This is a genomic window from Curtobacterium sp. 24E2 (assembly GCF_016925595.1).
Classification (GTDB): domain Bacteria; phylum Actinomycetota; class Actinomycetes; order Actinomycetales; family Microbacteriaceae; genus Curtobacterium.
In genome coordinates this window covers 2,841,035-2,863,327 of sequence record NZ_CP068987.1, presented here as the reverse complement: position 1 = coordinate 2,863,327, position 22,293 = coordinate 2,841,035, and the positions used below count along the sequence as shown (strand labels likewise).

At 71.6% G+C, this 22,293-nt stretch carries 19 protein-coding genes and 4 pseudogenes; 11 read left to right on the top strand and 12 right to left on the bottom strand.

Annotated features, from left to right (window positions below; translation table 11 throughout):
• The first annotated feature begins 18 nt into the window (after positions 1–18).
• A complete protein-coding gene (gene guaB1 / locus JN350_RS14060; protein WP_205462572.1) occupies positions 19–1,458 on the top strand; it encodes a GMP reductase in 1,440 nt (479 codons plus the stop codon).
• Between the two features lie 152 nt (positions 1,459–1,610).
• Here the strand turns inward: guaB1 and JN350_RS14055 are convergent.
• The 4 genes and pseudogenes from JN350_RS14055 to JN350_RS14040 form a co-directional block, all read right to left on the bottom strand.
• Positions 1,611–2,649, bottom strand: a pseudogene (locus JN350_RS14055) (hemolysin family protein).
• Positions 2,646–4,004, bottom strand: a complete 1,359-nt coding sequence (locus JN350_RS14050; RefSeq protein WP_205462571.1) for a hemolysin family protein — start codon at positions 4,002–4,004, stop codon at positions 2,646–2,648. The pseudogene JN350_RS14055 and the gene JN350_RS14050 overlap by 4 nt, the downstream one beginning before the upstream one ends.
• Positions 4,005–4,161: 157 nt before the next feature.
• Entirely contained in the window at positions 4,162–5,244 is a 1,083-nt protein-coding gene (locus tag JN350_RS14045; RefSeq protein ID WP_205462570.1) for an NADH:flavin oxidoreductase/NADH oxidase, read from the bottom strand.
• A 10-nt stretch (positions 5,245–5,254) separates the two neighbouring features.
• Complete coding sequence (locus JN350_RS14040; protein WP_205462569.1) at positions 5,255–5,887, bottom strand: HAD family hydrolase; 633 nt, start codon at positions 5,885–5,887, stop codon at positions 5,255–5,257.
• 65 nt (positions 5,888–5,952) lie between these two features.
• On the opposite strand from JN350_RS14040, the pseudogene JN350_RS21015 reads away from it, so the two are divergent.
• Positions 5,953–6,770 (top strand): annotated as a pseudogene (locus JN350_RS21015) (ADP-dependent NAD(P)H-hydrate dehydratase).
• Between the two features lie 263 nt (positions 6,771–7,033).
• Here the strand turns inward: JN350_RS21015 and JN350_RS14030 are convergent.
• A complete protein-coding gene (locus tag JN350_RS14030; protein WP_240347337.1) occupies positions 7,034–7,744 on the bottom strand; it encodes a YceI family protein in 711 nt (236 codons plus the stop codon).
• 189 nt (positions 7,745–7,933) lie between these two features.
• Here JN350_RS14030 and JN350_RS14025 point away from each other — a divergent pair, with 189 nt between their 5' ends.
• Both JN350_RS14025 and JN350_RS14020 read left to right on the top strand, forming a co-directional pair.
• On the top strand, positions 7,934–9,121 hold the full coding sequence (locus JN350_RS14025) for a glycosyltransferase 87 family protein (protein ID WP_205462568.1): 1,188 nt from the start codon (positions 7,934–7,936) through the stop codon (positions 9,119–9,121).
• A pseudogene (locus JN350_RS14020) lies at positions 9,118–9,425 on the top strand (thiamine-binding protein). Before JN350_RS14025 ends, JN350_RS14020 begins: the two are co-directional and overlap by 4 nt.
• A 36-nt stretch (positions 9,426–9,461) precedes the next feature.
• Here the strand turns inward: JN350_RS14020 and JN350_RS14015 are convergent.
• Entirely contained in the window at positions 9,462–9,656 is a 195-nt protein-coding gene (locus tag JN350_RS14015) for a hypothetical protein (protein WP_205462567.1), read from the bottom strand.
• Positions 9,657–9,779: 123 nt separating this feature from the next.
• On the opposite strand from JN350_RS14015, the gene JN350_RS14010 reads away from it, so the two are divergent.
• Both JN350_RS14010 and JN350_RS14005 read left to right on the top strand, forming a co-directional pair.
• Entirely contained in the window at positions 9,780–9,965 is a 186-nt protein-coding gene (locus tag JN350_RS14010) for a hypothetical protein (RefSeq protein ID WP_205462566.1), read from the top strand.
• Between the two features lie 306 nt (positions 9,966–10,271).
• Complete coding sequence (locus JN350_RS14005) at positions 10,272–11,537, top strand: MFS transporter (protein ID WP_205462565.1); 1,266 nt, start codon at positions 10,272–10,274, stop codon at positions 11,535–11,537.
• Positions 11,538–11,870: 333 nt separating this feature from the next.
• Here JN350_RS14005 and JN350_RS14000 read toward each other — a convergent pair whose 3' ends face one another.
• Positions 11,871–12,542 carry a response regulator transcription factor gene (locus JN350_RS14000; protein WP_111086410.1) on the bottom strand — a complete coding sequence of 224 codons (672 nt, stop codon included), beginning with the start codon at positions 12,540–12,542 and terminating at the stop codon, positions 11,871–11,873.
• Between the two features lie 86 nt (positions 12,543–12,628).
• Positions 12,629–12,973, bottom strand: a complete 345-nt coding sequence (locus tag JN350_RS13995) for a hypothetical protein (protein ID WP_131846439.1) — start codon at positions 12,971–12,973, stop codon at positions 12,629–12,631.
• 353 nt (positions 12,974–13,326) lie between these two features.
• On the opposite strand from JN350_RS13995, the gene JN350_RS13990 reads away from it, so the two are divergent.
• Entirely contained in the window at positions 13,327–13,593 is a 267-nt protein-coding gene (locus tag JN350_RS13990) for a hypothetical protein (protein WP_205462564.1), read from the top strand.
• A 357-nt stretch (positions 13,594–13,950) separates the two neighbouring features.
• Here the strand turns inward: JN350_RS13990 and JN350_RS13985 are convergent, their stop codons facing one another.
• The 4 genes from JN350_RS13985 to JN350_RS13970 all read right to left on the bottom strand — a co-directional run bounded on the left by JN350_RS13985 (position 13,951) and on the right by JN350_RS13970 (position 19,387).
• Positions 13,951–15,108: a sensor histidine kinase gene (locus JN350_RS13985; RefSeq protein ID WP_205462563.1), complete on the bottom strand. Its 1,158-nt coding sequence runs from the start codon at positions 15,106–15,108 to the stop codon at positions 13,951–13,953.
• Positions 15,109–15,288: 180 nt separating this feature from the next.
• Positions 15,289–16,491, bottom strand: coding sequence for a homoserine O-acetyltransferase MetX (gene metX / locus JN350_RS13980; RefSeq protein ID WP_205462562.1), 1,203 nt, complete (start codon positions 16,489–16,491; stop codon positions 15,289–15,291).
• Positions 16,492–16,758: 267 nt separating this feature from the next.
• The gene (locus JN350_RS13975; RefSeq protein ID WP_123312349.1) at positions 16,759–18,090 is read right to left on the bottom strand and encodes a bifunctional o-acetylhomoserine/o-acetylserine sulfhydrylase; all 1,332 of its coding nucleotides are present in this window, start codon (positions 18,088–18,090) and stop codon (positions 16,759–16,761) included.
• Between the two features lie 208 nt (positions 18,091–18,298).
• The gene (locus tag JN350_RS13970; RefSeq protein WP_205462561.1) at positions 18,299–19,387 is read right to left on the bottom strand and encodes an acyltransferase family protein; all 1,089 of its coding nucleotides are present in this window, start codon (positions 19,385–19,387) and stop codon (positions 18,299–18,301) included.
• A gap of 123 nt (positions 19,388–19,510) precedes the next feature.
• On the opposite strand from JN350_RS13970, the pseudogene JN350_RS13965 reads away from it, so the two are divergent.
• The 4 genes and pseudogenes from JN350_RS13965 to JN350_RS13950 all read left to right on the top strand — a co-directional run bounded on the left by JN350_RS13965 (position 19,511) and on the right by JN350_RS13950 (position 22,291).
• Positions 19,511–20,283, top strand: a pseudogene (locus JN350_RS13965) (SDR family oxidoreductase).
• Positions 20,284–20,352: 69 nt separating this feature from the next.
• Positions 20,353–20,886, top strand: coding sequence for a phosphoribosyltransferase (locus tag JN350_RS13960; protein ID WP_173168683.1), 534 nt, complete (start codon positions 20,353–20,355; stop codon positions 20,884–20,886).
• Positions 20,883–21,602 (top strand): Type 1 glutamine amidotransferase-like domain-containing protein, encoded by a 720-nt coding sequence (locus JN350_RS13955; RefSeq protein WP_205462560.1) that lies wholly within the window; start codon positions 20,883–20,885, stop codon positions 21,600–21,602. Before JN350_RS13960 ends, JN350_RS13955 begins: the two co-directional genes overlap by 4 nt.
• A 5-nt stretch (positions 21,603–21,607) precedes the next feature.
• Positions 21,608–22,291, top strand: coding sequence for a uracil-DNA glycosylase (locus tag JN350_RS13950; RefSeq protein ID WP_205464471.1), 684 nt, complete (start codon positions 21,608–21,610; stop codon positions 22,289–22,291).
• Positions 22,292–22,293 lie beyond the last annotated feature (2 nt).

Here is a 22,293-nt window from a genome sequence, read left to right as displayed (position 1 = left end):
AGCCGTACAGTGGGGCGCATGAGGTTCTACGAGACGCGGCCGACGCACGACCTGACCTACTCCGACGTCTTCCTCGTCCCGAGCCGTTCCGGCGTGACAAGCCGCTTCGACGTCGACCTCGCGTCGAACGACGGCAGCGGTGCGACGATCCCGATCGTGAGCGCCAACATGAACTCGGTCACGGGTCCGCGTCTCGCCGCGACCCTGGCCCGGCGCGGGGGCCTCGGCGTCCTGCCGCAGGACATGCATCTGCAGGACCTCGACGCCGCGATCCGCTGGGTGAAGGACCAGCCGGTCGACTACGACACCGCCTACGACATGGGCTCGTCCACCACCGTCGCCGAGGCGCTCGAGCAACTGCTGCCCGTCGCCGGTCGGGGCGTGGTGGTCCGCGACGCCGCCGGGGAGTACCTCGGGTGTGTCCCCGCCAGCCGGCTCGGCGACGCCGGCCCAGACGCGACGCTCGGCGACCTGCTGCACGGCGCCTCGACCGCGATCGACGCCGAGGACGCCGGCACACCCCGCCACGTCTACGACGTGCTGAGCGGCGCCGAGGTCGACTTCGCGCCCGTCGTGCGGCACGGCAAGGTCGTCGGCACCACGAGCCGGACCAGTGCCATCCGCTCGGACATCTACACTCCGGCCGTCGACGCGTCGGGTCGTCTGCGCGTCGCGGCCGCGATCGGCATCAACGGCGACGTCGCTGCCAAGGCGCAGGCCCTCGCCGCCGCCGGGGTCGACGTGCTCGTGCTCGACACGGCGCACGGACACCAGGAGGGCATGCTCCGCGCGCTCCGCACCGTCGCGGGGCTCCGGCTCGGCATCCCGCTCGTCGCCGGCAACGTCGTCACCGCCGACGCCGTGGCCCACCTCGTCGACGCGGGCGCGGGCATCATCAAGGTCGGTGTCGGACCCGGCGCCATGTGCACCACGCGCATGATGACCGCCGTCGGTCGGCCGCAGTTCTCCGCCGTCCTCGAGACCGCGGCGGCGGCGCGGTCCCTCGGCGCGCACGTGTGGGCCGACGGCGGGGTCCGCTACCCGCGCGACGTCGCCCTGGCACTGGCGGCCGGCGCCTCGGCCGTGATGATCGGCTCGTGGTTCGCCGGCACCCTCGAAGCGCCGGGCGTGCTCCGTCGCGACGCCTCCGGCAAGGCCTACAAGGAGAGCTGGGGGATGGCGTCCGCCAAGGCCGTCCGCGAGCGCTTCGAGCGGCTCGACCCGTACGAGCGGGCCCGCAAGGAGCTCTTCGCCGAGGGGATCTCGTCGTCGACGATCTACCTCGACCCGGAGCGCCCGAGCGTCGAGGACCTGCTCGACATGATCACCACGGGCGTCCGGAGCTCCGCCACCTACGCGGGCGCCGCGTCGCTGGCCGAGTTCTCCGAGCGCGCCCTGGTCGGCATCCAGTCCGCCGCCGGCTACGAAGAGGGCAAGCCGCTCCCCGTCAGCTGGTAGCGCGCCGGTGGGCGCGGCCCTGGTCGCGCCCGCGAAGGGACGGGAGGCCCGTGGCGGCGCTGCCACGGGCCTCCCGTTCGTCATCGCGAAAGCGACAGATCCCTGCGGAACGTTCGCGGGAATCTGTCGCTTCGGCGGAGCTGACGGTGCGGCTACCGGCGTCGGGTCGCGTCCTCGACCTCGCCGACGAGCTCCTCGAGGATGTCCTCGAGGAAGAGCACGCCGAGGGTCCGGCCATCGGCGTCGAACGCCCGCGCGACGTGGCGGCCCGCAGCCCGCATGGTGGCCAGGGCGTCCTCGAGGTCCATCTCCGTGTAGAGCGAGATGAGCTGGCGGATGCGCTTCGGCGGCACCGGGTCGTCGAACTCGTCCGGCCGCAGGTCGATGACGTCCTTCACGTGCACGTAGCCCGTGGGCGAGCCGTCCTCGCCGACGAGCACGTACCGCGAGAACCCGCGCTGCGCCACCGCACGCTCGACGTCCGCCGGGGTGGCGTCCTCGGGCAGGGTGACGAGCCTCGGCCATCGGCACGGCGACGTCGCGGACCTTCTTCTCGGTGAACTCGAACGCCAGGGCGAGCTTGCCGTCGTCGGTCAGGGTGCCCTCGCGGCGGGACTGCTCCACGATGGTCTGCACCTCTTCCACCGTGAAGGCGCTGACGGCTTCGTCCTTGGGTTCGACGCGGAACAGGCGCAGCACGGCGTTCGCGACCTCGTTCAGGCCGACGATGACCCAGTGCAGGCCGTGGCCGATGTACCAGAGCGTCGGCACGAGCAGCAGCGCTGCGCGGTCCGGCATCGAGAACGAGATGTTCTTCGGGACCATCTCGCCGAACACGACGTGCAGGAACGAGACGAGCAGCAGCGTGATCACGAACGCCACGGTGCCGATGACCTCGACGCTCCAGCCCGTCAGGTGCAGCGGGACCTCGAGCAGGTGGTGGATCGCCGGCTCGGAGACGTTCAGGATGAGCAGCGAGCAGACCGTGATGCCGAGCTGCGTGGTCGCGAGCATGCGGGTGGCGTGCTCCATCGCCCACAGGGTCATCTGCGCGGCCTTCGAGCCTTCTTCTGCGCGCGGTTCGATCTGGGAGCGGCGGGCGGAGATGACGGCGAACTCGGCGGCGACGAAGTACGCGTTGCCGAGCAGCAGCACGAAGAGCCAGAAGATACCCCACCAGTCGGAGCTCATCGGGTACTGCCCTTCGTGGCGGGGATGATGATGGCGGTCGCCGCGGTGTCCGTCGGCGGGGGCGTCGGGGTCCAGCGGATGCGGTCGATCCGGCGGCCGTCCAGGCGCTCGACCCGGAAGACGCCGCCGTCGAGCGGGACCTCGTCGCCGACGACGGGCAGACGGCCGAGCGTCGACATGAGGAAGCCGCCGACGGTCTCGTACGGGCCGTCCTCCGGCACCTTCACGCCCGCGCGGTCCTCGAGCTCGTCGGGGCGCAGGAGACCCGGGAAGGTCAGCCAGTCGCGGGAGCGGACCACGTCGATGCGCGCGCGGTCGTGCTCGTCGGAGACCTCGCCGACGATCTCCTCGATGAGGTCCTCGAGCGTGACGACCCCGGCGGTGCCGCCGTACTCGTCGACCACGATGACCATCTGGTAGCCGCGGCCACGGACCTCGGCGAGCAAGGTGTCGCCCGGCATCGTCTCGGGCACGCGTTCGGCGTCGGTCATGAGTGCCCCGACGGGGACCTCCGGGCGCTTCTCGCGGGGGACGGCGACGGCCTGCTTGACGTGCACGATGCCGACGACGTCGTCCGCGTCCTCCTCGATGACGGGGAAGCGGCTGAAGCCGGTCTTGCGGGCGAGGGCGATGACGTCCTGCGCGGACTCGGACACCCGGATGGTGGAGAGCCGCGGGCGTGGCGTCATGACGTCGCTGGCGCTGAGCTCCGAGAACGAGATCGTCCGCTGGAGGAGCGTCGCGGTGTCCTGCTCGAGCGACCCCTCGGACGCCGAACGGCGGAGCAGCGAGGTGAGCTCCTCGGCGCTGCGAGCACCGGACAGTTCCTCTTGCGGCTCGATGCCGATCGACCGCAGCACGGCGTTGGCGGTGCCGTTGAGCACCGCGACCGCCGGCTTGAACACGGTCGTGAAAGCGATCTGCAACGGCACGACGAGCTTCGCGGTCTGCAGTGGCAGCGCGAGCGCGAAGTTCTTCGGCACGAGTTCGCCGAGGATCATCGACAGCAGGGTCGCGATGACGAGCGCGATGATCGATCCGACGGTCTCGACGATGCCCTCGGGCAGGTTCATCGCCAGGAACGGCGCCTCGAGCAACTTCGCGATGGACGGCTCGAGCAGGTAGCCGGTGAGCAGCGTGGTCAGCGTGATGCCGAGCTGCGCACTGGACAGGTGCGTCGAGGTGACCTTCAACGCCCCGATGACGGGTGCCAGGCCCGGCTCACCGCGGTTGCGACGCGCTTCGACGTCGGCGCGGTCGAGGTTGACCAGCGCGAACTCGGACGCGACGAAGACGCCGGTGCCGAGAGTCAGCAGGATGCCGCCGACGAGCATGACGATGTCGATCGGACTCATGATTCACCCCCGTCCGCGCGCGGGGATGACGTGCAGCTCACCGAGTGAGCGGCGGATGAGTGAGGCGAAGAACTATTCGGGGGATCGTCCACAGTGCTGCCAATCGTACTGCCTGCCCGAGGGGCCGACCGAGAATCCGTTCAGGAAGGCTGCGCCTCTACGCCGTGACCCGCGCGCGGTGGTACTGCTGCGGCTCGTAGTCGACGGTCACGCCGAGCTCGACGGCCACGCGCAACGGGAACCCCGGGTCGCGCAGGAACTCGCGGCCCACCATCACCACGTCGGCCTGTCCGGTCGCGACGATCTGCTCGGCCTGGAAGCCCTCGGAGATCATGCCGACGGCGATGGTGCCGATGCCGGCATCGCGCTTGATCGCCGCGGCGTGCGGCACCTGGTAGCCGGGGCCGACCGGGATCGGCGCGCTCGCGACGTTGCCGCCGGTCGAGACGTCGGCCAGGTCCGCGCCGTGCTCCGCAGCCCACCGGGCGACCTGCGTGGTCTCGTCGAGCGTGAGCCCGCCGTCCACCCAGTCGGTCGCCGAGAACCGCACGACGATCGGGAAGCCCTCGCCGACCTCGGCACGGACGGCGTCGAGGACCTCGAGCAGCGCCCGGGCACGGTTCTCGAGCGATCCGCCGTACTGGTCGGTGCGGTGGTTGCTCAGCGGCGAGAGGAACTGGTGCAGCAGGTACCCGTGGGCGGCATGGATCTCGACCAGGTCGAACCCGGCCTCGACGGCGCGCCGAGCGGACTGCGCGAACGCCAGTGCGACGACCCGGATGTCCTCGGTCTCCAGCTCGCGCGGGGCCGCGTAGCCGTCGAAGGCCACAGCGGACGGGGCGACGGTCGACCAGCCGCCCTGGTCGGCGGGGACCGAGCCGTGCTCGGACTCCCACGGACGGAACGTCGACGCCTTGCGGCCGGCGTGGGCGAGCTGGACACCGGCGGCAGCACCCTGTGCGTGCAGGAAATCGACGATCGGCTTGAAGGCGTCGCGCTGCTGGTCGTTCCAGAGCCCGAGGTCCTGCGGGCTGATCCGGCCCTCCGGCACCACGCCGGTGGCCTCGACGACGACCAGACCGGCGCCGCCCTTGGCGAAGCCGCCCAGGTGGACGAGGTGCCACGCGGTCGGCAGGCCGTCCTGCTCCTCGGCCGAGTACTGGCACATCGGGGAGACCCAGATGCGGTTGCGGACCGTCAGGTCGCGGATGGTGATCGGCTCGAACAGGGCGTGCGTCACGCGGGACTCCTCAGGGGACGGGCGCCGGCTCGGCCGCGAGTTCCGTCAGGAACGACCGCAGTGACGCCGACGACGTGTAGTGGTGGCCGACCGCTCCGATCGCTTCCGCACCGGTGGCGTTCTCGGCCCTGTTGTCCACGAACACCATCTGCTGCGGCTCGATTCCCAGACGCGCGCAGGTGTCGCGGTAGATGGATGCGTCGGGCTTCAGGACGTGCTCCTCGGCGCTCACCACGACGGACTCGAACAGCGAGCCCATCGGGGAGCGTCGGTACGGGTCACCGAAGTCGAAGCCGGCGTTCGACAGCAGTGCCACCCGGGTGCCGGCGTCGTGCAGCTCCTCGACGATCTCGAGCGTCTCCGGTTCGACCTCGAACCACCCGGTGAAGTCGACGGCCCAGAACCGGTGGATGTCCGTGATGCTCCAGGTGCGCCCGACGCGCTCGCCGATGGCCCGCCAGTACGCCACGACGGACAGGTCGCCGCGGTCCAGGTCGTGGCGGAGCTCCTGGTAGACGGGGAACAGTTCGTCGGCGGGCACCCCGGTCAGCTCGACGAGGGCATCGCGCGACGCGTGCGGCGTCCGGCTGATCACCTCGCCGTAGTCGAAGACCACCACGCGACCAGGCAGGAACAGGCTCATGCGCTCCACCGTAACGTGGGGCCGGTGAACGACTTCGTGCCCGTCCAGCCGTCCGATGCCGCCGCGTGGGTCACCGCGCCGACGGGGAGTCCACCAAGTACCGCCGTGGGGTGCTCGGCATCGCGACCGGCTCCGACCAGTACCCGGGTGCCGCGGTGCTCGGGGTCGACGCCGCGGTCCACACCGGTGTCGGCATGGTCCGGTACGTCGGGCCGTCGCGGGCGTCGGACCACGTCCTGGCGCGTCGCCCCGAGTCCGTCGCCGGCGTCGGTCGGGTGCAGGCCTGGCTCGTCGGCTCGGGCATCTCGGCGTCGTCGCTCGGCGACCTGGACGACACGACCGCCTCGGGCTTCACACACGCTTCGGACGCCGGCGTCCCGGTCGTGGTCGACGCGGGCGCGATCCCGCTCGTCGACCTCGGGCCGCTCGCCGTCCTGACCCCGCACGCGGGGAGCTCGCGTCGTTGCTCGGCGTCGCCCGCGAGTCGATCGAGCAGGATCCCGCCGCCGCGGCGCTCCGTGCCGCCGAGCAGACCGGCAGCGTCGTCCTGCTCAAGGGCGAGCGCACGCACGTGGTCACGCCGGACGGATCGGTGCGGCTCGTGGCGTCGTCGGCGACGCCGTGGCTCGCGGCGGCCGGTGCCGGGGACGTGCTCGGCGGGGTGCTCGGCGCGCTCGTGGCGTCGCGGCAGGGTTCCGTCGAGGCTGCGGGGTCGTCGCTGACGCCGTCGGACCTCGCGCACCTGGCTGCGTCGGCCGCGGTGGTGCACGGGCTCGCGGCGCGGCGGGCGTCCGGCGGCGGTCCGTTCCCGATGACGGGGCTCATCGCCGAGCTGCCCGGGGTCGTGCGGGACCTGGTCGTGGACGGCGACGCGCGCGGGTAGCGGTCGGTGCGCATGCACCTTCCGACGATCCACGAGGTGATCGACGCGTGTCCTGTCGGAAGATGCGCACGCAGTGGGTACGTGCGCATGTTCCGACGAAACACCGCGGGTTCGACAGGTGGAAGGTCGCAACATGCGCACGCATGTGCGAGGGGCGCGGCCTGGGACGCGAGCGGGGACAGACGGGAGGCCCGGTGCCAGCTGTCACCGGGCCTCCCGTCCGCCTGTCGCGCACGTCACGGGCGTGACGCGCGTCGCGGACGTCAGCTCGCGGGGGTCGCGTGCACCAGGAACTCGACCGTGCCGGAGTCGTCGACCTTCACGAAGCCGAGGCTCGGCGCCTGCACGCCGTAGTCCGAGAACGTGACCGGGATCGAGCCGGAGATGTCGACGCCGTCGCCGTTCAGGCCGACCTGCAGGTCGGCGGTGACGTCCTTCGTGACGCCGTGCAGCGTGAGCTTGCCGGTCGCGGTGACCGTCGTCGTGTCCGAGCCGCTCGGGACCGCGTCGGCGATCGGCTCGGTGAGTTCGAACGTGGCCTCGGGGAAGGCCGACGTGTCCATCGCGGAGTCGCGGAAGTAGGAGTCGCGCTGGTCGGAGTCGGTGGCGATGTCGGCGACCTGCACGGTGATGGTCGCCTTCGTGATGCTCGTGCCGTCGACGGTGGCGCTGCCGGAGACGCTGTCGGTGCGGCCGGTGACGGTCACGTCGGAGCCGTTCAGGACCTCGTGCAGGCGGTAGCCGGCCTCGGAGTCGCCGCCGACCGTCCACTCGCCGGACAGGTCGGAGTCGTCGAGGGTGGAGGCCTCGCGGCTGGCGGCCACGGACGGTGCCGCTGACGCCTTCGCGTTCTCGTTGCTCGTGTAGACGTTGGTCGCGACGATCGCCCCGACGACGCCGAGCACGACGACGGCGGCGATGACGGAGATCCAGATGACGGCCTTGCGGCGCCCGCGCGGGGTTTCGGTGGTCACGAGCAAGACGGTGACACGTCATGGTTGGGGAGCCTGGGATTCTCAGCCGGTTCGGGTGTGCTCGCTGCGGTGTGCTCGCTGCCGGTACGCCCGCTGCCGGTACGCTCGTCCGGTGTTGAGGACCGGGAACCCGTGGATCGAACGCGTCGGGTTCGTCCTGGCGTTCGCCGCCGTGCACGCGGCGCTGTGGTGGCTGACCGCGGTCTCGGCGAACCTCCCCTCGGCGACGTCACCATCACCTACAGCCGGTGGATCGAGACCGGGCGGAGCGCGGACTTCTGGGTCGGGATCGACGGCGAGTGGGTCTACCCGATCCTGGCGATCGTGCCGATGGCCGCCGCAGCACTCGGCGGGATCGCGTCGATCGGCTCCGGGTGGCTGCTGTTGATGGTGCTGCTCGACGCCGTGGCGTGCGCGTTCCTGTGGCGGTTCCGGGCGCGTGGCGCGTTCGGCTCGCGAGCGGACGGCTCGTCGTCGCGTGGCGTGCGGGTCGTGTGGTGGTGGCTCGCCTTCCTGCTCGCACTCGGGCCGATCGCGCTCGGCCGCATCGACACGGTGGCGACGGTGTTCGCGTTGGTCGGCGTGGCCTTCGTCGCCTCGCGGCCGGCGGTCGCCTCGGCGCTGTTCACGGCCGGCGCCTGGACGAAGGTCTGGCCGGCTGCGCTCGTCGCCGTGCTGCTGCTCCTGCGCAGGGGGCACCGCCGCGGCGTGCTGTCGGGGGCGCTCGTGCTCAGTGCGCTCATCGTGCTCGTCGACGTGCTCTGGGGTGGTGCACCGTACCTGCTGTCGTTCATCGGGGAGCAGACCGGGCGCGCGTTGCAGATCGAGTCGCCGCTCGCGACGCCGTTCATGTGGGCGGCGGCGTTCGGGGCTCCTGGTGCTGCCGTGTTCTACAACCAGCAGATCCTGACGTTCGAGGTCTCCGGAGCCGGCACGCACGCCGCTGCCGCGGTCTCGACGCCGCTGATGGCCCTCGTGGTCGTCGCCGGTGTCGTGCTCGCGCTGTGGGCAGCCCGCCGTGGCGCTCGTCGGGCCGAGCTCGCGCCCGTGCTCGCGCTGCTGTTCGTCGCCGCGCTCATCGCCACCAACAAGGTCGGGTCGCCGCAGTACATCGGGTGGCTCGCCGTGCCGATCGTGTGGGGGCTGGCCGCCGGGACGCCGAGTGTGCGCCGGTTCGTGCCGATCGCGATCGCCGCGCTGCCCACCGCTGTGCTGACACAACTGATCTACCCGGCGTACTACGACCAGGTGCTCACGCTGCAGCCGTGGATGCTCGTGGTGCTGACGCTGCGGAACGTGCTCGAGGTGGCGATCCTGGCGTGGACCGTGGTCGAGCTGGTGCGGATGGGCCGGGGCGCGGGCAGGATGGACGCATGATCGTCGCCTTCTCCGTTGCTCCGTCCGGTGGTCCCTCCGAACAGGCGGACGGCTCCGTGCACGATGCCGTCGCCGCGGCCGTGCGGGTGGTCCGCGAGAGCGGCCTGCCGAACCGCACGTCGTCGATGTTCACCGAGCTCGAGGGGAGTGGGACGAGGTCATGGAGGTCGTCAAGCGCGCCACCGAGGCCGTCGGTGCCTACGGCACGCGGGTGTCGCTCGTGCTCAAGGCCGACATCCGACCGGGGCACACCGGCGAGATCGACGGCAAGCTCGAGCGGCTCGAAGCGGCACTGGGCGAGTAGCGATCGGCGCCCGCGCTCAGCGCTCGGCGGCCGCGCTCAGCGCTTGTCGCGCCGCCGTGCCCGGGTTCGACGGCGGGGGTCCGGTCCGAGCACCACGAACACGGTGAGCAGCGCGATGCCGGCGAGCACGGCGATGAGCACGATGACCATGCCCATCGGGTCGGTGGCGTCCTCGCAGTTCGCGGGCGCACCGGCGCGGCACGAAGCGAGCACGGTGGCGGTGAGCGTCACGTGCTCATTGAACATCGAGGCCCGCGCGACACGCCGACGCCCTCCCGCGGATGTCGGTGGTCGGGTGTCTCATGGCCCGTATCGAGCCACGTCCGGTGGCCCCGAGACGACGAGGAGCGCGTGATGATCCACGACGGCTGGTGCCCTGACTGCGACCTGCGAACGGTCGTCATCGACACGGACGAACAGGGCGAGAACGCCTGGGCCACGTGCGCCGAGTGCGGCGTCGGCTGGACGCACCGTGACGAGCTCCCCGAACTCGCGCCCGCATCGACGCGTCCTGCCCACACGGAGCGTCAGGCAGCCTGAGGCCGTCCCCTTCGGTCATGACGGCGTCCGTTCCGGCGGACCGAGCTGGCTCGGGTCGCCGGGCTTCCGTTCGGCCTTTGGAGCGGTCTACACTGCTCGGACCGGATGGTCGTCGCCACCCGGACCGTCCCGTTCGCTGCTGAACCCGGACCGGCACCCCGATCGGGCGTGGCCGCGCTGCCGATCGGCACGTGCGCTGCGACGACCGCGGGACGCCTCCGTCACCACCGTCGCCCAGGCGACACCGTCCAGCCGACACCCCGATCCGACGCCGCCCGTGCAGGACGTCGTCCGAGAACAGGCCCCATGTCACAGCTCACGCCTGCGCGTCGCACCGCCGCGCTCATCTCGCTCGCCCTCGGCGGCTTCGCCATCGGGTCGACCGAGTTCGTCGCGATGGGCCTGCTGCCGAACATCGCGCAGGCGCTGCTGCCGCAGCAGTACGGCCTCGACCCGGACGCCGGCATCGCGCACGCGGGCTGGCTCGTCAGTGCCTACGCCCTCGGGGTCGTCGTCGGTGCCCCCACCATCGCGGCGATGTCGGCGAGGTTCCCGCGCAAGGGCCTGATCCTCGTGCTGCTCGTCGGGTTCGTCCTCGCGACGGTCGCGAGCGCCCTGCTGCCGTCGTTCGGCCTGGTGCTCGTGGCCCGCTTCGTCGCCGGCCTGCCGCACGGCGCGTACTTCGGCATCGCCTCGATCGTCGCCGGCGACATGATGGGCCCGGGCAAGCGCGGCAAGGGCATCGCGATGGTGCTGCTCGGACTGTCGGTCGCGAACGTCGTCGGTGTCCCCGCGATCACCTGGGTCGGGCAGCTCGCCGGCTGGCGGATTGCCTACGGCGTCGTCGCCGCACTGTTCGCGCTCACGTTCCTCGCCGTCGCGGCCTTCGTGCCGAAGAGCGCCCGTGACGAGCACGCGACGATCGGCCGGGAGCTCCGCGCCTTCCGCGTGCCGCAGGTCTGGATCGTGATGGGCCTCGGCGCCGTCGGGTTCGGTGGGTTCTTCGCCGTCTACTCGTACATCTCGCCGCTCGTGCAGCACGTCACCGGCATGCCCGAGTCGTTCGTGCCGATCGTCCTGGTGGTCGTGGGCATCGGCATGGTCGTCGGCGGCATCCTGGGCGGACACCTCGCCGACCACAGTGTGAAGCGCACGATCTACTTCGGCATGTTCTCGCTCATCGGTGCGCTCCTGATCACGGTGCTGACCGCGCAGTGGCTCTGGGGCATGCTCCTCGGCGCGTTCCTGCTCGGGGCCACCTCGTCGGCGATCCCGCCGGCGGTGCAGTCGAGGCTGATGGACGTCGCCGGCGACGCCCGGACGATCGCCGCGGCGCTCAACCACTCGGCGTTCAACATCGGCAACTCGCTCGGCGCAGCACTCGGCGGTGCGGTCATCGCGGCCGGCTTCGGGTTCGTCGCACCGGGCTGGCTCGGCATCGTCCTCGCGCTGCTCGGCGTCCTCGTCACGATGGTCAGCTACTCGGTCGAGCGTCGCACCACCAGGCGCGCCGCCCTGCGCTCCCCGTCGCCGAGCACCGGCCCGATCACCGCGCCCGTCCCCATCCACTGATCGCGCGCGGGCGCCGGCAGCGCGGTTCGCGAAAGCGACAGTCTGCCGCGAACTGTTCGCGGCAGACTGTCGCTTCGGCGGAAGGGACCGCCGGCATCGGCGGCACAGTGTCGCTGCAGCGGCACAGACCGCAGGCCGGTCCCGATCGCCTGACCCCGCGCGGTGGGCGTGCCCACACATCGGACGGGAGGCCCGTGGCGACGCCGCCACGGGCCTCCCGTCCGATGTGGTGTGCGGCAGACCGCCCATGGTGAGCAGCAATGGTCGGGTTCCGTGATGGGACCCGACCATTCCTGCTCACGAAGCGGGCATGCGCCGCGCGTGCGCCGCGCGCTACAGACCCAGTGGGCCGCCGTCCTGCACGATGATGCCGTCGGTGATCGCCCGCTTCCGGAGCGCCACCTTCGTGCCCACGTCGAAGCCCGCGACGCGGTACTTCTCGCGGATGCGCTTGAGGTAGCTCTTCGCGGTCTCCTCGGAGATGCCCAGCTGGTACGCGACGCTCTTCACGGGCTCGCCACCGCCGTAGAGCGCCATGACGCGGCGCTCCTGGGCGCTGAGCTTCGGGACGCCGCCGACGTCGCCGCTGTTGATGGCCAGGTCGAGCTCGGCGGAGACGTACTGCTCACCGCGCTGGGCGGAACGGATCGCCTCGACGATCATGTCCGCGTCCTCGCTCTTCACCAGGTAGCCGAGGGCACCGGCCGCCAGGGCCTCGCGCACGACGTTCGGCTCCGAGTAGGTGCTCATCACGACGGTCTTCACACCGGCGGTCTTGAGCGTCGAGATCTTCAGCGACACCGGGATGGAGTCCTTGAGGTCCAGGTCGAGCAGCACCACGTCCACCGGGAACGCCGGGCTCGTCAGGAGCTCGGGCCAGGTCGTGACGGCGGCCACGAGCGTGATGTCGTCGGCGGCGCTCCGGATCCACTCCGTGAGCGCGCCGAGGAGCATCCTGTGGTCGTCGACGAGTGCGAGTCGGATGGGTTCCTCTGGAGTCGCCATGCGGGCGTCCTTTCTCGGGGCAGTTCGTGCCCGATCCTAGGAGGGAGGGGCACGTGGCACGGGCAGGCTGTCCGGGTGTCCGGCAGCTACATCGACGGATGTCGGTCCACGACGCAGTGGGCGACGATGTGGAGCGCGCCGTCGCGGACGGTTTCGGTGTACGGACCGATGCGCTGCAGGGCACTCCAGGCGGTGGGACCGAGGCGTCGGCGCTGCACGCCGCGGGACTCGATCACGACCGGCACGTCCATCCGCTCGTCGGTGACGGGGTGGCCGTCGGACCCGACCGGTCCGAGCGTGACCGAGACGACCGGCAGACCGGGGGTGGCGGTGCGGCCGTCGCCGACCATCTGCCACAGGGCCTGCAGCAGTCCGTCGCGCTGGGCAGGGGTGAGGTGTCCGGCGAGGGCACCCGGATCGGCGACGCTCACCGAACGCCCGAGGTGGTCGGACTCCGTGATCGCGTGGTACAGCCAGGTCTCGCGTCGGCCCTCGATGAGGTGCAGGCGGAGCTCGGTCGCGAGCGAGGCGGCGACGGAACTCGAGGCGTCTGACAGCGGCAGGGGATCGGTGCCGTTCGCGACGGCGTCGAGCAGCTTCTCGGCGGCCAGGTCGAGTCGGGCGAGCCTCGTCAGAGGCGAGCATGCCGACGGCGAACTGCGGCGCCTGCACGTTGCTCTGCACGAGCACCCGGTCGAGTTCCCGCTGCACGAGCTGCCGGAACCGCTGCACGACGTACAGGGCGATCGACGGCGGCACGACGACCAAGGCCAGCAGGGACACGATGCCCGGCAGCGTGTCGTTGGTGATCGGGGTCGAGGCGACGCTCATGCCGATGAACGCCAGACCGAGCACCGCGATGGCGGCGGCGACCTCGCGGGCCGGCCGGAGCGTCGCGATCGGCAACAGTGCGAAGCCCGCGGCGATCGACGCCGACGCGGTGTGGGCGATGTCGTGCTCGGGCCAGATCCCGATGAAGTCGAGGGTCACGACACACGCGAGCACCACGCAGATCAGCACGAAGGCCAGCCCGGTCAGCCGCTCGCCGTAGGTCAGCACGCTCAGGCCGACACCGACCGCGGCGACGATGTAGAGCATCCAGGCGGCTGCGGGCAACCACGGGTCGGAGAAGTCGGACCAGCGGACGAGGAAGTACACGATGCCGGAGACGGCCTCGATCGCGGTGAGCACCGCGGCGCCGAGGCCGAGGTAACCGGCTCCGAGCGAGGCGCCGGGCTTGGCCGCCTGGCGGAGCGACCGTGCGCCGGTCGAGGTCGAGGGAGCCCGCGGGCCTGCCGACGCTCGCTGGTGCGGTAGCGCTCGCGCGCCTCGCGGCGGGTGCGGGGCGGTTGCTGGCCGGTCGACTCGCCCGGCAGGCCCCGGCTGATGGTGTCCTCGGGGACCCGGGTCATCGCGGTGCCTCCAGGACGACGGTGGTGCCGGAACCCGGCGCGGAGAAGAGCTTGGCGTCGCCGCCGACCTCGCGAAGGCGGCTCACGACGCTCTCCTTGAAGCCGAGTCGTTCGGCGCTGACGGTGGTCAGGTCGAACCCGACGCCGGAGTCCGTGACCATGGCCCGCACCATGTCGTTGTCGTGGACGATCGTGACGTGCGCCTCGCCCACACCGGCGTGCCGGCGGACGTTCTCGAGGCACTCGCCGAGCGCGAGCAGGAAGGCGTCGAGCACGTGCGACGGCAGCAGCACCTGACCGGTGCCGTGCCAGCTGACCTCGAGGCCCATCCGCCCGAAGCGCTGCTTCACCGACTCGAGGGTCTGGCCGAGCGGCGACTCCTCTTCGCGGGTCAGCGAGTAGTCGCCCGACTGCGACGGCTGCGGGGTCGCGCCGAGTCGCAGGTGGCGGAGGAGTCGGGCGTCCTCGGCGGCCTGCTCGCGCATGGCCTGCTCGGAGACCCCGACACCGGAGTGGGCGAGGAGCGTGAGCGTCGCGAGGACCGTGTCGTGCAGCAGCCGCGCACCCTGCCGCCGCTGTGCCTCGGTCTCGCTGGCCTGGCGTTCGGCGCGGTGTGCGGTGCCGATGCTGTAGATCCGTCGGGCGACGCGGGGGATGCTGCGCGAGATCCAGACGGCCACGACCGCGATGAGCACCCAGCCGAGCAGGGCGCCGCTGACGGGCGTCGACAGGACCGTGCCGGTTGCCCAGACCATCACGACCACGACGACGCCACCGGCGGCGATGGTGAGTCCGAGGCCAACGGGGTGCCCGCGCTGCGCCATCAACGGTGCGGAGAGGGAACCGCCCGCGAGCGTCATGACGGCGCTGGCGACGAGCGGGCGGACCGACTCGTCCACGCCGGAGAACAGCAGCGCGAGCGAGGCGAGCCCCGTGACGAGGATCGCAGCGGTCCACCACACGGTGCCGCTGCGGCCGAAGAACACGAACGAGGCGACCATCGCGGCGATGCACAGCAGGGCGCCCACGAGCGGCAGGGCAGGGACCGCGGCGGCGGAGACCACGCCGACGACGCTGATGAGCGCGCAGACGATGCCCACGACACGGGTCGTCGCCCGCAGCAAGCGGTCGCGTTCCTGTGCGATGAATTCCATCGATGTCCTGGTTGGTGACGAGCTGGTGTGACGGGTCGTACGGGTCGTGCGGGGAAACCGAGCCTCGTTCAGTCCGGGCTCGCAGCCATCCAACCACGGGCGACACCCGTTGGGGGTGTTCGGCGCGCCGTGCCGTGCACGTCGCGCCGCGCGCGCCGCGCCGTGCACGCCGTGTCGCGCTCAGTCGTCGAGCAACCGCCGCAGGTGCGCGCCGACCTGCTCGTGCTCGATGAGGAACCCGTCGTGCCCGAACTCGCTCTCGATCACCGCGGCCGTGTCGCCGTCGAGCGTGTCCGGGACCCCTGCGGCGATCCGGTGCTGGTCCTCGATCGGGAACAGTCGGTCGCTCGAGATCCCCACCACGAGCGTGCGGGCAGTCACGAGTTCGAGTGCCGCCCCGACACCGCCCCGACCGGCCCCGACGTCGTGGGAGTCCATCGCGTGCGTGAGGGTGATGTACGACGACGCGTCGAAGCGCCGGGTGAACTTGTTGCCGTGGAAGTCGAGGTAGCTCTCGACCGAGAACCGCCCGTCGTCGCCGAGCGGCGACACGTCGCTCTGCCACGACCGGGCGAACCGGCCGTTCAGCTCGTCCGACGCCCGGTAGGTCATCAACGCCATCCGCCGCGCGAGCGCCAGCCCGCGGTGCGGGCCCTCGCCGGCGTCGGCCTCGTAGTAGTCGCCGCCCGCGAACGCCGGGTCCATCTGGATCGCCGAGCGCTGCAGGGAGTTCGCCGCGATCTGGTCCGCCGTGGTCTGCGCCGTCGAGGCCAGCACCGCCAGACGCTGGACGCGTGCGGGGTGCGACACCGCGAACTCGAGGGCGTGCATCCCGCCCATCGACCCGCCGACGACGGCCGCGAACACGTCGATGCCGAGTCGGTCGGCGAGCTGGCGCTGCACTTCGACCTGGTCGCGCACGGTGACGAACGGGAACCGCGAGCCCCACTCGACCCCGGTGGGTGCCACGGACGACGGCCCGGTCGTGCCCTGGCAGCCGCCGAGCATGTTGGGCGCGATCACGAACCAGCGGTCGGTGTCGATCGCCAGGCCGGGGCCGACGACGTCGCCCCACCAGCCGGCGGTGCGGTGCCCCGGACCGGGTGCGCCCGCGACGTGCGAGTCGCCGGTCAGTGCGTGGAACAGCAGGACGGCGTTGTCGCGCGCCGCGTTGAGCGTGCCCCACGACTCGTACGCCACGCGCACGGCCGGCAGCCGCCCGCCGCGCACCCACTGCTCGCCGAGCGATGCGAAGTGGCGCGCACCCGGGTGGTCGCCGGGGCGCCAGGCGCCGGTGACCGGCGGCTTGCCGAGGGTGCCGAGTTCGGCACCGGGCACCAGGGTGGACGGCACGGAGTCCTCGGGGGTCGTCTGCCAGTCCATGGTCCGTCCAGTCTGCCGGGAGGCGCGGGTCACCGCCGCCGTGTTACGTCACGTCCGCCCCGTGGCCGGGTCGTCGGGCCGTGCTCGCCGTTTGCGTGCGTGCGCATGTTCCGACATCGTGCGCGTTGTTCGACTCGTGGATCGTCGCACCATGCGCACGCACCGGATGCGTGCGCAACGAGCGACGTCCCACGAGTTGATCGACTCGTGGGACGTCGCAACATGCACAGGCATCGAGCGCGTCGTGCCTCGCTGCTCGAGCGAACGCTAGGCGCGCTGCCCCTCCTGCGACACGGCACGGGCCGCGGCGAGGCCGGCCTCGAGGTCGGCCTTCAGGTCCTCGATGTTCTCGATGCCGACGGACAGGCGCACCAGGCCCGGCGTGACCCCGGTGGTGAGCTGCTGCTCGGGCGTGAGCTGCGAGTGCGTGGTCGACGCCGGGTGGATCACGAGCGAGCGCACGTCGCCGATGTTCGCCAGGTGCGAGAACAGCTGCAGGTTGTCGACGAACGCCTTGCCCGCGGGCACCCCGCCCTTGAGCTCGAACGACAGCACGGCGCCGACGCCCTTCGGCGCGTACCGGTTCGCCGCGGCGTACCACGGCGACGTCGGCAGTCCGGCGTAGGCGACGGTCGCGACGTCCGGGTGCCGGTCGAGCCACTCCGCGATCTCCTGCGCGTTCGACACGTGGCGCTCGATGCGGAGCGACAGGGTCTCGATGCCCTGCAGCAGCGCGAACGCGGTGTCCGCCGAGTTCGACGCCCCGAGGTCGCGGAGCAGCTGCACGCGCGCCTTCACGATGTAGGCGAGCTCGTTGCCGACGGCCTCGGCGAAGACCGCGCCGTGGTACGACGGGTCGGGCGTGTTGAACTCCGGGAACTTGTCCGGGTGCTGCGACCAGGCGAACTTCCCGCCGTCGACGATGATGCCGCCGATGACGGTGCCGTGGCCGCCGAGGAACTTCGTCGCCGAGTGCACGACGATGTCGGCCCCGTGCTCGAACGGACGGATGAGGTACGGCGTCGCGATCGTGTTGTCGACGATCAGCGGGACGCCGGACTCGTGTGCGACGTCGCTGACGCCGGTGATGTCGAGGACGTTGATCTTCGGGTTGCCGATGGTCTCGGCGAAGAAGAGCTTCGTGTTCGGGCGGACGGCGCGGCGCCACTCCTCGAGGTCGTCCTGGTCCTCGACGAACGTGGTCTCGATGCCGAGCTTCGCCAGCGTGTACTTGAACAGGTTGTACGTGCCGCCGTAGATCGACGACGACGACACGATGTGGTCGCCCGCACCGGCGATGTTCAGCACGGCGTACGTCTCCGCCGCCTGACCGGACGCCACGAGGAGTGCGCCGCTGCCGCCCTCGAGTGCCGCGATGCGCTGCTCCACGACGTCGTTCGTCGGGTTCATGATGCGCGAGTAGATGTTGCCCGGCTTGGCGAGGGCGAACAGGTCGCGGGCCTCGTCCGAGTTCGCGAACACGTACGAGGTCGTCTTGTAGATCGGGGTGGCGCGGGCGCCCGTGGTCGGGTCCGGCTGTGCCCCGGCGTGGACCTGCGTGGTCTCGAACCGCCACTGCGCGGCGTCGTGCTCGGTCATCTTGGTGCTCCTGTCCGGTGCGGCTGGTCGTCGGGTCGCCTTGCGCTCGGCCTGGAGGCGCGGCGCCGCTTTGCGTCGGGTGTCACGGTACGCAGGTGGTCGCGCTGGTACCAGCGCACCCGCCTCGGGACGTAACGCGCACGCCCGACGCGTCACGGGCCTCCAGGTCGTGCCCGCGCGCTCGCCTGACGGCGGCGACCACGGTGCGTCACCGATCGCGACGGAACAGCCAGCCGACGTTCGGTTCCAGCAGCCAGCGCATCCCGCGGCGCACGAAGGGCTGCGCCAGGAAGAGGCTGACCGCGCAGGCGATCGCGACCATCAGGAGCACGAACGGCCACGCGGAGTGCGGGCCGGCGAGCACGCCGGACTCGCGGATCGGGTAGAGCACGAACGTGTGCAGCAGGTAGACGTACATCGTCGCCGCACCGAACTGGGTGAGCCAGATGTTCCGGCGGGGGATGAGCACCAGGAACGACGCGGTCAGCAGCGTCGCGAGCAGCATCAGGCCGAAGCGCACGGCACCGGCCCACCAGGCGTCCTCGCCGAGACCCGAGTACGAGTCGTCGTAGAAGAACCAGTGGTGCAGGTCGAACTCCTTGAACTGCGGGATCCACACCGCGCACGACACGGCCCACGCGGCGAACACCACTCCGGCGGCGACGCGCACCCGGACGACGGTGTGACGCGAGGCCTCGTACCAGCGGTCGAAGAGCCCCCACTGCTTGACCTGCCACCCGAGCAGGAAGAACGGCAGCAGGCTGATCGCCCGCGAGAGGGACAGCGTCGAGTCCACGTTGTCGAAGTAGCCGACGCCGATGCTGAACACGACGGCCCAGAACAGCGGCCACCGCAGCTGCGCCAGGTACGGCAGGATCAGCTTGAAGATGCCGAGGGCGAGCAGGAACCACAGGGTCCAGGTCGGCTGCGTCGGGTTGAAGTCCTTGCCGCCCTCGACGATGCCCTGCACCACCGTCCAGATCGTCTGCATGATGATGTACGGCACGACGATGTCGGTGATCGTCCGGCGCATGCGCTTCGCAGTCGGGGTGTCGGCCGACGAGAAGTAGCCGCTGATCACACCGAACGCGGGCATGTGGAACGCGTAGATGAACGTGTAGAGCGCCAGGGCGTGGTCGCTCGCCGTCGTCTGGCGCTGGATCGCGTGGCCGATCACCACGAGGGTCACCGCGACGAACCGCGCGGTGTCCCACATCGGGATACGGCGCGGCGCCCGGCCGGGTTCGAGCTGCGTCGCCGGGGCCGAGGGTGCGGGAGGGGCGGCATCCGTCGTCATCGTCGGTCACGTTACCGGATCGTGACCTGGACGGCCCGGCGCGGTGCGGGAACGGTCCCGCTCGGTACGGTGGTCGGACCAGGCCACCACACGTCCTGGTCACCGACGCAGGAGGCAGATCACATGGCAGCACGGCGCGCAGTCGTCACCGGAGCGAGCTCGGGCATCGGGGCGGCCACCGTCCGGCTGTTCCGCTCGCGGGGCTGGGACGTGCTCGCCGTCGCACGCCGGGCGTCGAAGCTCGAGGCGCTCGCCGCGGAGACCGGGGCCGACGTCCTGGTGGCGGACATCACGAGCGCTGCCGACGTCGAGGCGCTCGCCGCCCGCGTCGCCGAGCTCGGCGGCGCCGACGTCCTCGTGAACAACGCCGGCGGCGCGTTCGGCTCGGCCAGCGTCGAGGAGTCCGACGTCGACGACTGGCGGGCCATGTTCGAGGTGAACGTGATCGGCACGAAGCGCGTCGTCGCCGCGCTGCTGCCACACCTGCGGGACCGTGCGCGCGACACCGGGGAGCGGACATCGTCACGGTGACGAGCACGGCCGGCTTCGTGGCGTACGAGAACGGCGGTGGCTACAACGCCGCGAAGTTCGCCGAGCACGCCCTGGTCGGCGCACTACGGCTCGAGCTGAACGGCGAGCCGCTCCGCGTCGTCGAGATCGCCCCCGGTCTGGTGAAGACCGACGAGTTCGCGCTCACCCGCTTCCGCGGTGACGAGCAGAAGGCCGCGGCGGTCTACGACGACGTGCCGGACCCGCTCGTGGCCGACGACGTCGCCGAGGCGATCGTGCACGCGGTGGAACTGCCGCCGCACGTGAACCTCGACCTGGTCACGATCCGGCCGGTCGCGCAGTCGGCGCAGCACAAGCTCGCGCGCGGGACACTCACACCGCGCTGACCGTCTGCGCAGCGCCCGGGCGGTGGCCACGGGTCGCGGGCGCGGGGTCCCTGCCGGTACCGTGGTCGGATGCCGATCAGCAGCGAACCCGAGCCCACGGCCCCGGCTCAGTCGACCGTGACCGTGACGAGCGGGCCCGAGGTGCTCGGATGGCTGGAGTTCGGTGACGCCGCACGCCTGCTCGCGAAGGACGTGCTGTCCTCCGGCTTCGAGCCCGAGGTCGTCGTCGCCGTCGCCCGCGGCGGGCTGATCATCGCCGGTGCCGTGGCCTACGCGCTCGGCACCAAGGAGTGCGGCTCGATCAACGTCGAGTTCTACACCGACGTCGAGCAGCGCTTGGACGAGCCCGTCGTGCTCGCACCCGCCCTCGACGCCCCGAGCCTGGCAGGCAAGCGCGTGCTCGTCGTCGACGACGTGTCGGACTCCGGTCGGACCCTGCGCCTGGTGGTCGACATCATCCGGAACGCCGGTGCCGACGTCCGCAGCGCCTGCCTGTACTCGAAGCCCGGCACCGTCCTCGAGCCCGACCACGTGTGGCGCCGGGTCGACGGCTGGATCACGTTCCCGTGGAGCGCCCTCGCACCGGTGACGGCCGAGTCGTGAGCATCCACCTCGTCGGCGGCGGACTCTTCGCCGCCTCGGACGCCGCAGCGCCCTTCCTCGCCGAGGCCACCGCACGGTCGGCAGCCGTCGGCCGGACGGTCCCGCGCATCGCCCTGCTCTCCGTCGCCGGTCCGGACGGCGGCAGTCCGTCGTCGACCGCCGACATCGCCGAGGTGCTCGGTGGTGCCCGCGCGGCCGAGGTCGTCGTCACCGAGGTCGCGGCCGGCCAGGTGTTCGACACGACCGTGCTGAGCGACGTCGACGCGCTCGTCGTCGGTGGCGGCGTCACCCCCGACTACCTGGGCGCGATCGCCCCGCTCGTCGACCAGCTCCGGTTACTCGTCGCCGACGGCTTGCCCTACCTCGGCTACTCGGCCGGCGCGATGATCGCCGCCGACCGCGCGCTCGTGGGCGGCTGGCGCATCGGCGGCGTCGAGATCTGCCCCGAGGAGGCCTCCGAGGGCCTCGACGAGGTCGAACTCCGCGAAGGTCTCGGCCTGGTCGACCTGACCATCGACGTCCACGCGGTGCAGGCCGGCACGCTCGCCCGCCTGATCGCGAGCGCCGAAGCCGAGTTCGTCACCGCCGGCCTGGCCATCGACGAGGACACCGCCCTCGTCGTCGGCGAGGGCGCGCTCGAGGTCCGGGGCACCGGCAGTGTCTGGCGGGTCATGGCCGGCGAGGAGTCGGTGGCCGTCGCCACGATGGGCGCGTAGCCGTGGTGGAACCACGACCGCTCGCCGACCTGGTCGACCCGGGCTGGGCGTCGGCGCTCGCTCCGGTCGAGGCCGATGTGCACCGCATGGGTGCCTGGCTGCGTGACGAGACAGCGGCCGGCCGCACCTACCTGCCGGCCGGCGCCGATGTCCTCCGGGCCTTCACCACGCCCTTCGACGCCGTGAAGGTGCTGGTGGTGGGGCAGGACCCCTACCCCACGCCGGGCCACCCGATCGGGCTGTCGTTCGCCGTCGACCCGGCAGTTCGTCCGGTGCCGCGCAGCCTGGCGAACATCTACAAGGAGCTCAGCGCCGACGTCGGCGTGACCCCGCCGGCGCACGGTGACCTGCGTGCGTGGTCGGACCAGGGCGTGCTGCTGCTCAACCGTGTGCTCACGGTCCGTGCGGGCGACGCCGGCAGTCACCGCGGCAAGGGCTGGGAAGCCGTCACCGACCAGGCGGTCCGCGCACTCGTCGCCCGGGGGACCCCGCTCGTCGCCGTGCTGTGGGGCGCGCAGGCCGCGTCCGTCCGGCCGCTGCTCGGCGACACCCCGGTGGTGGCGTCGGCGCACCCGAGCCCGTTGAGCGCCTCGCGGGGCTTCTTCGGCAGCCGGCCGTTCTCGCAGGTCAACGCGCTGCTGCAGGAACAGGGCGCGGCACCGGTCGACTGGTCGCTGCCCGCTCAGTAGGC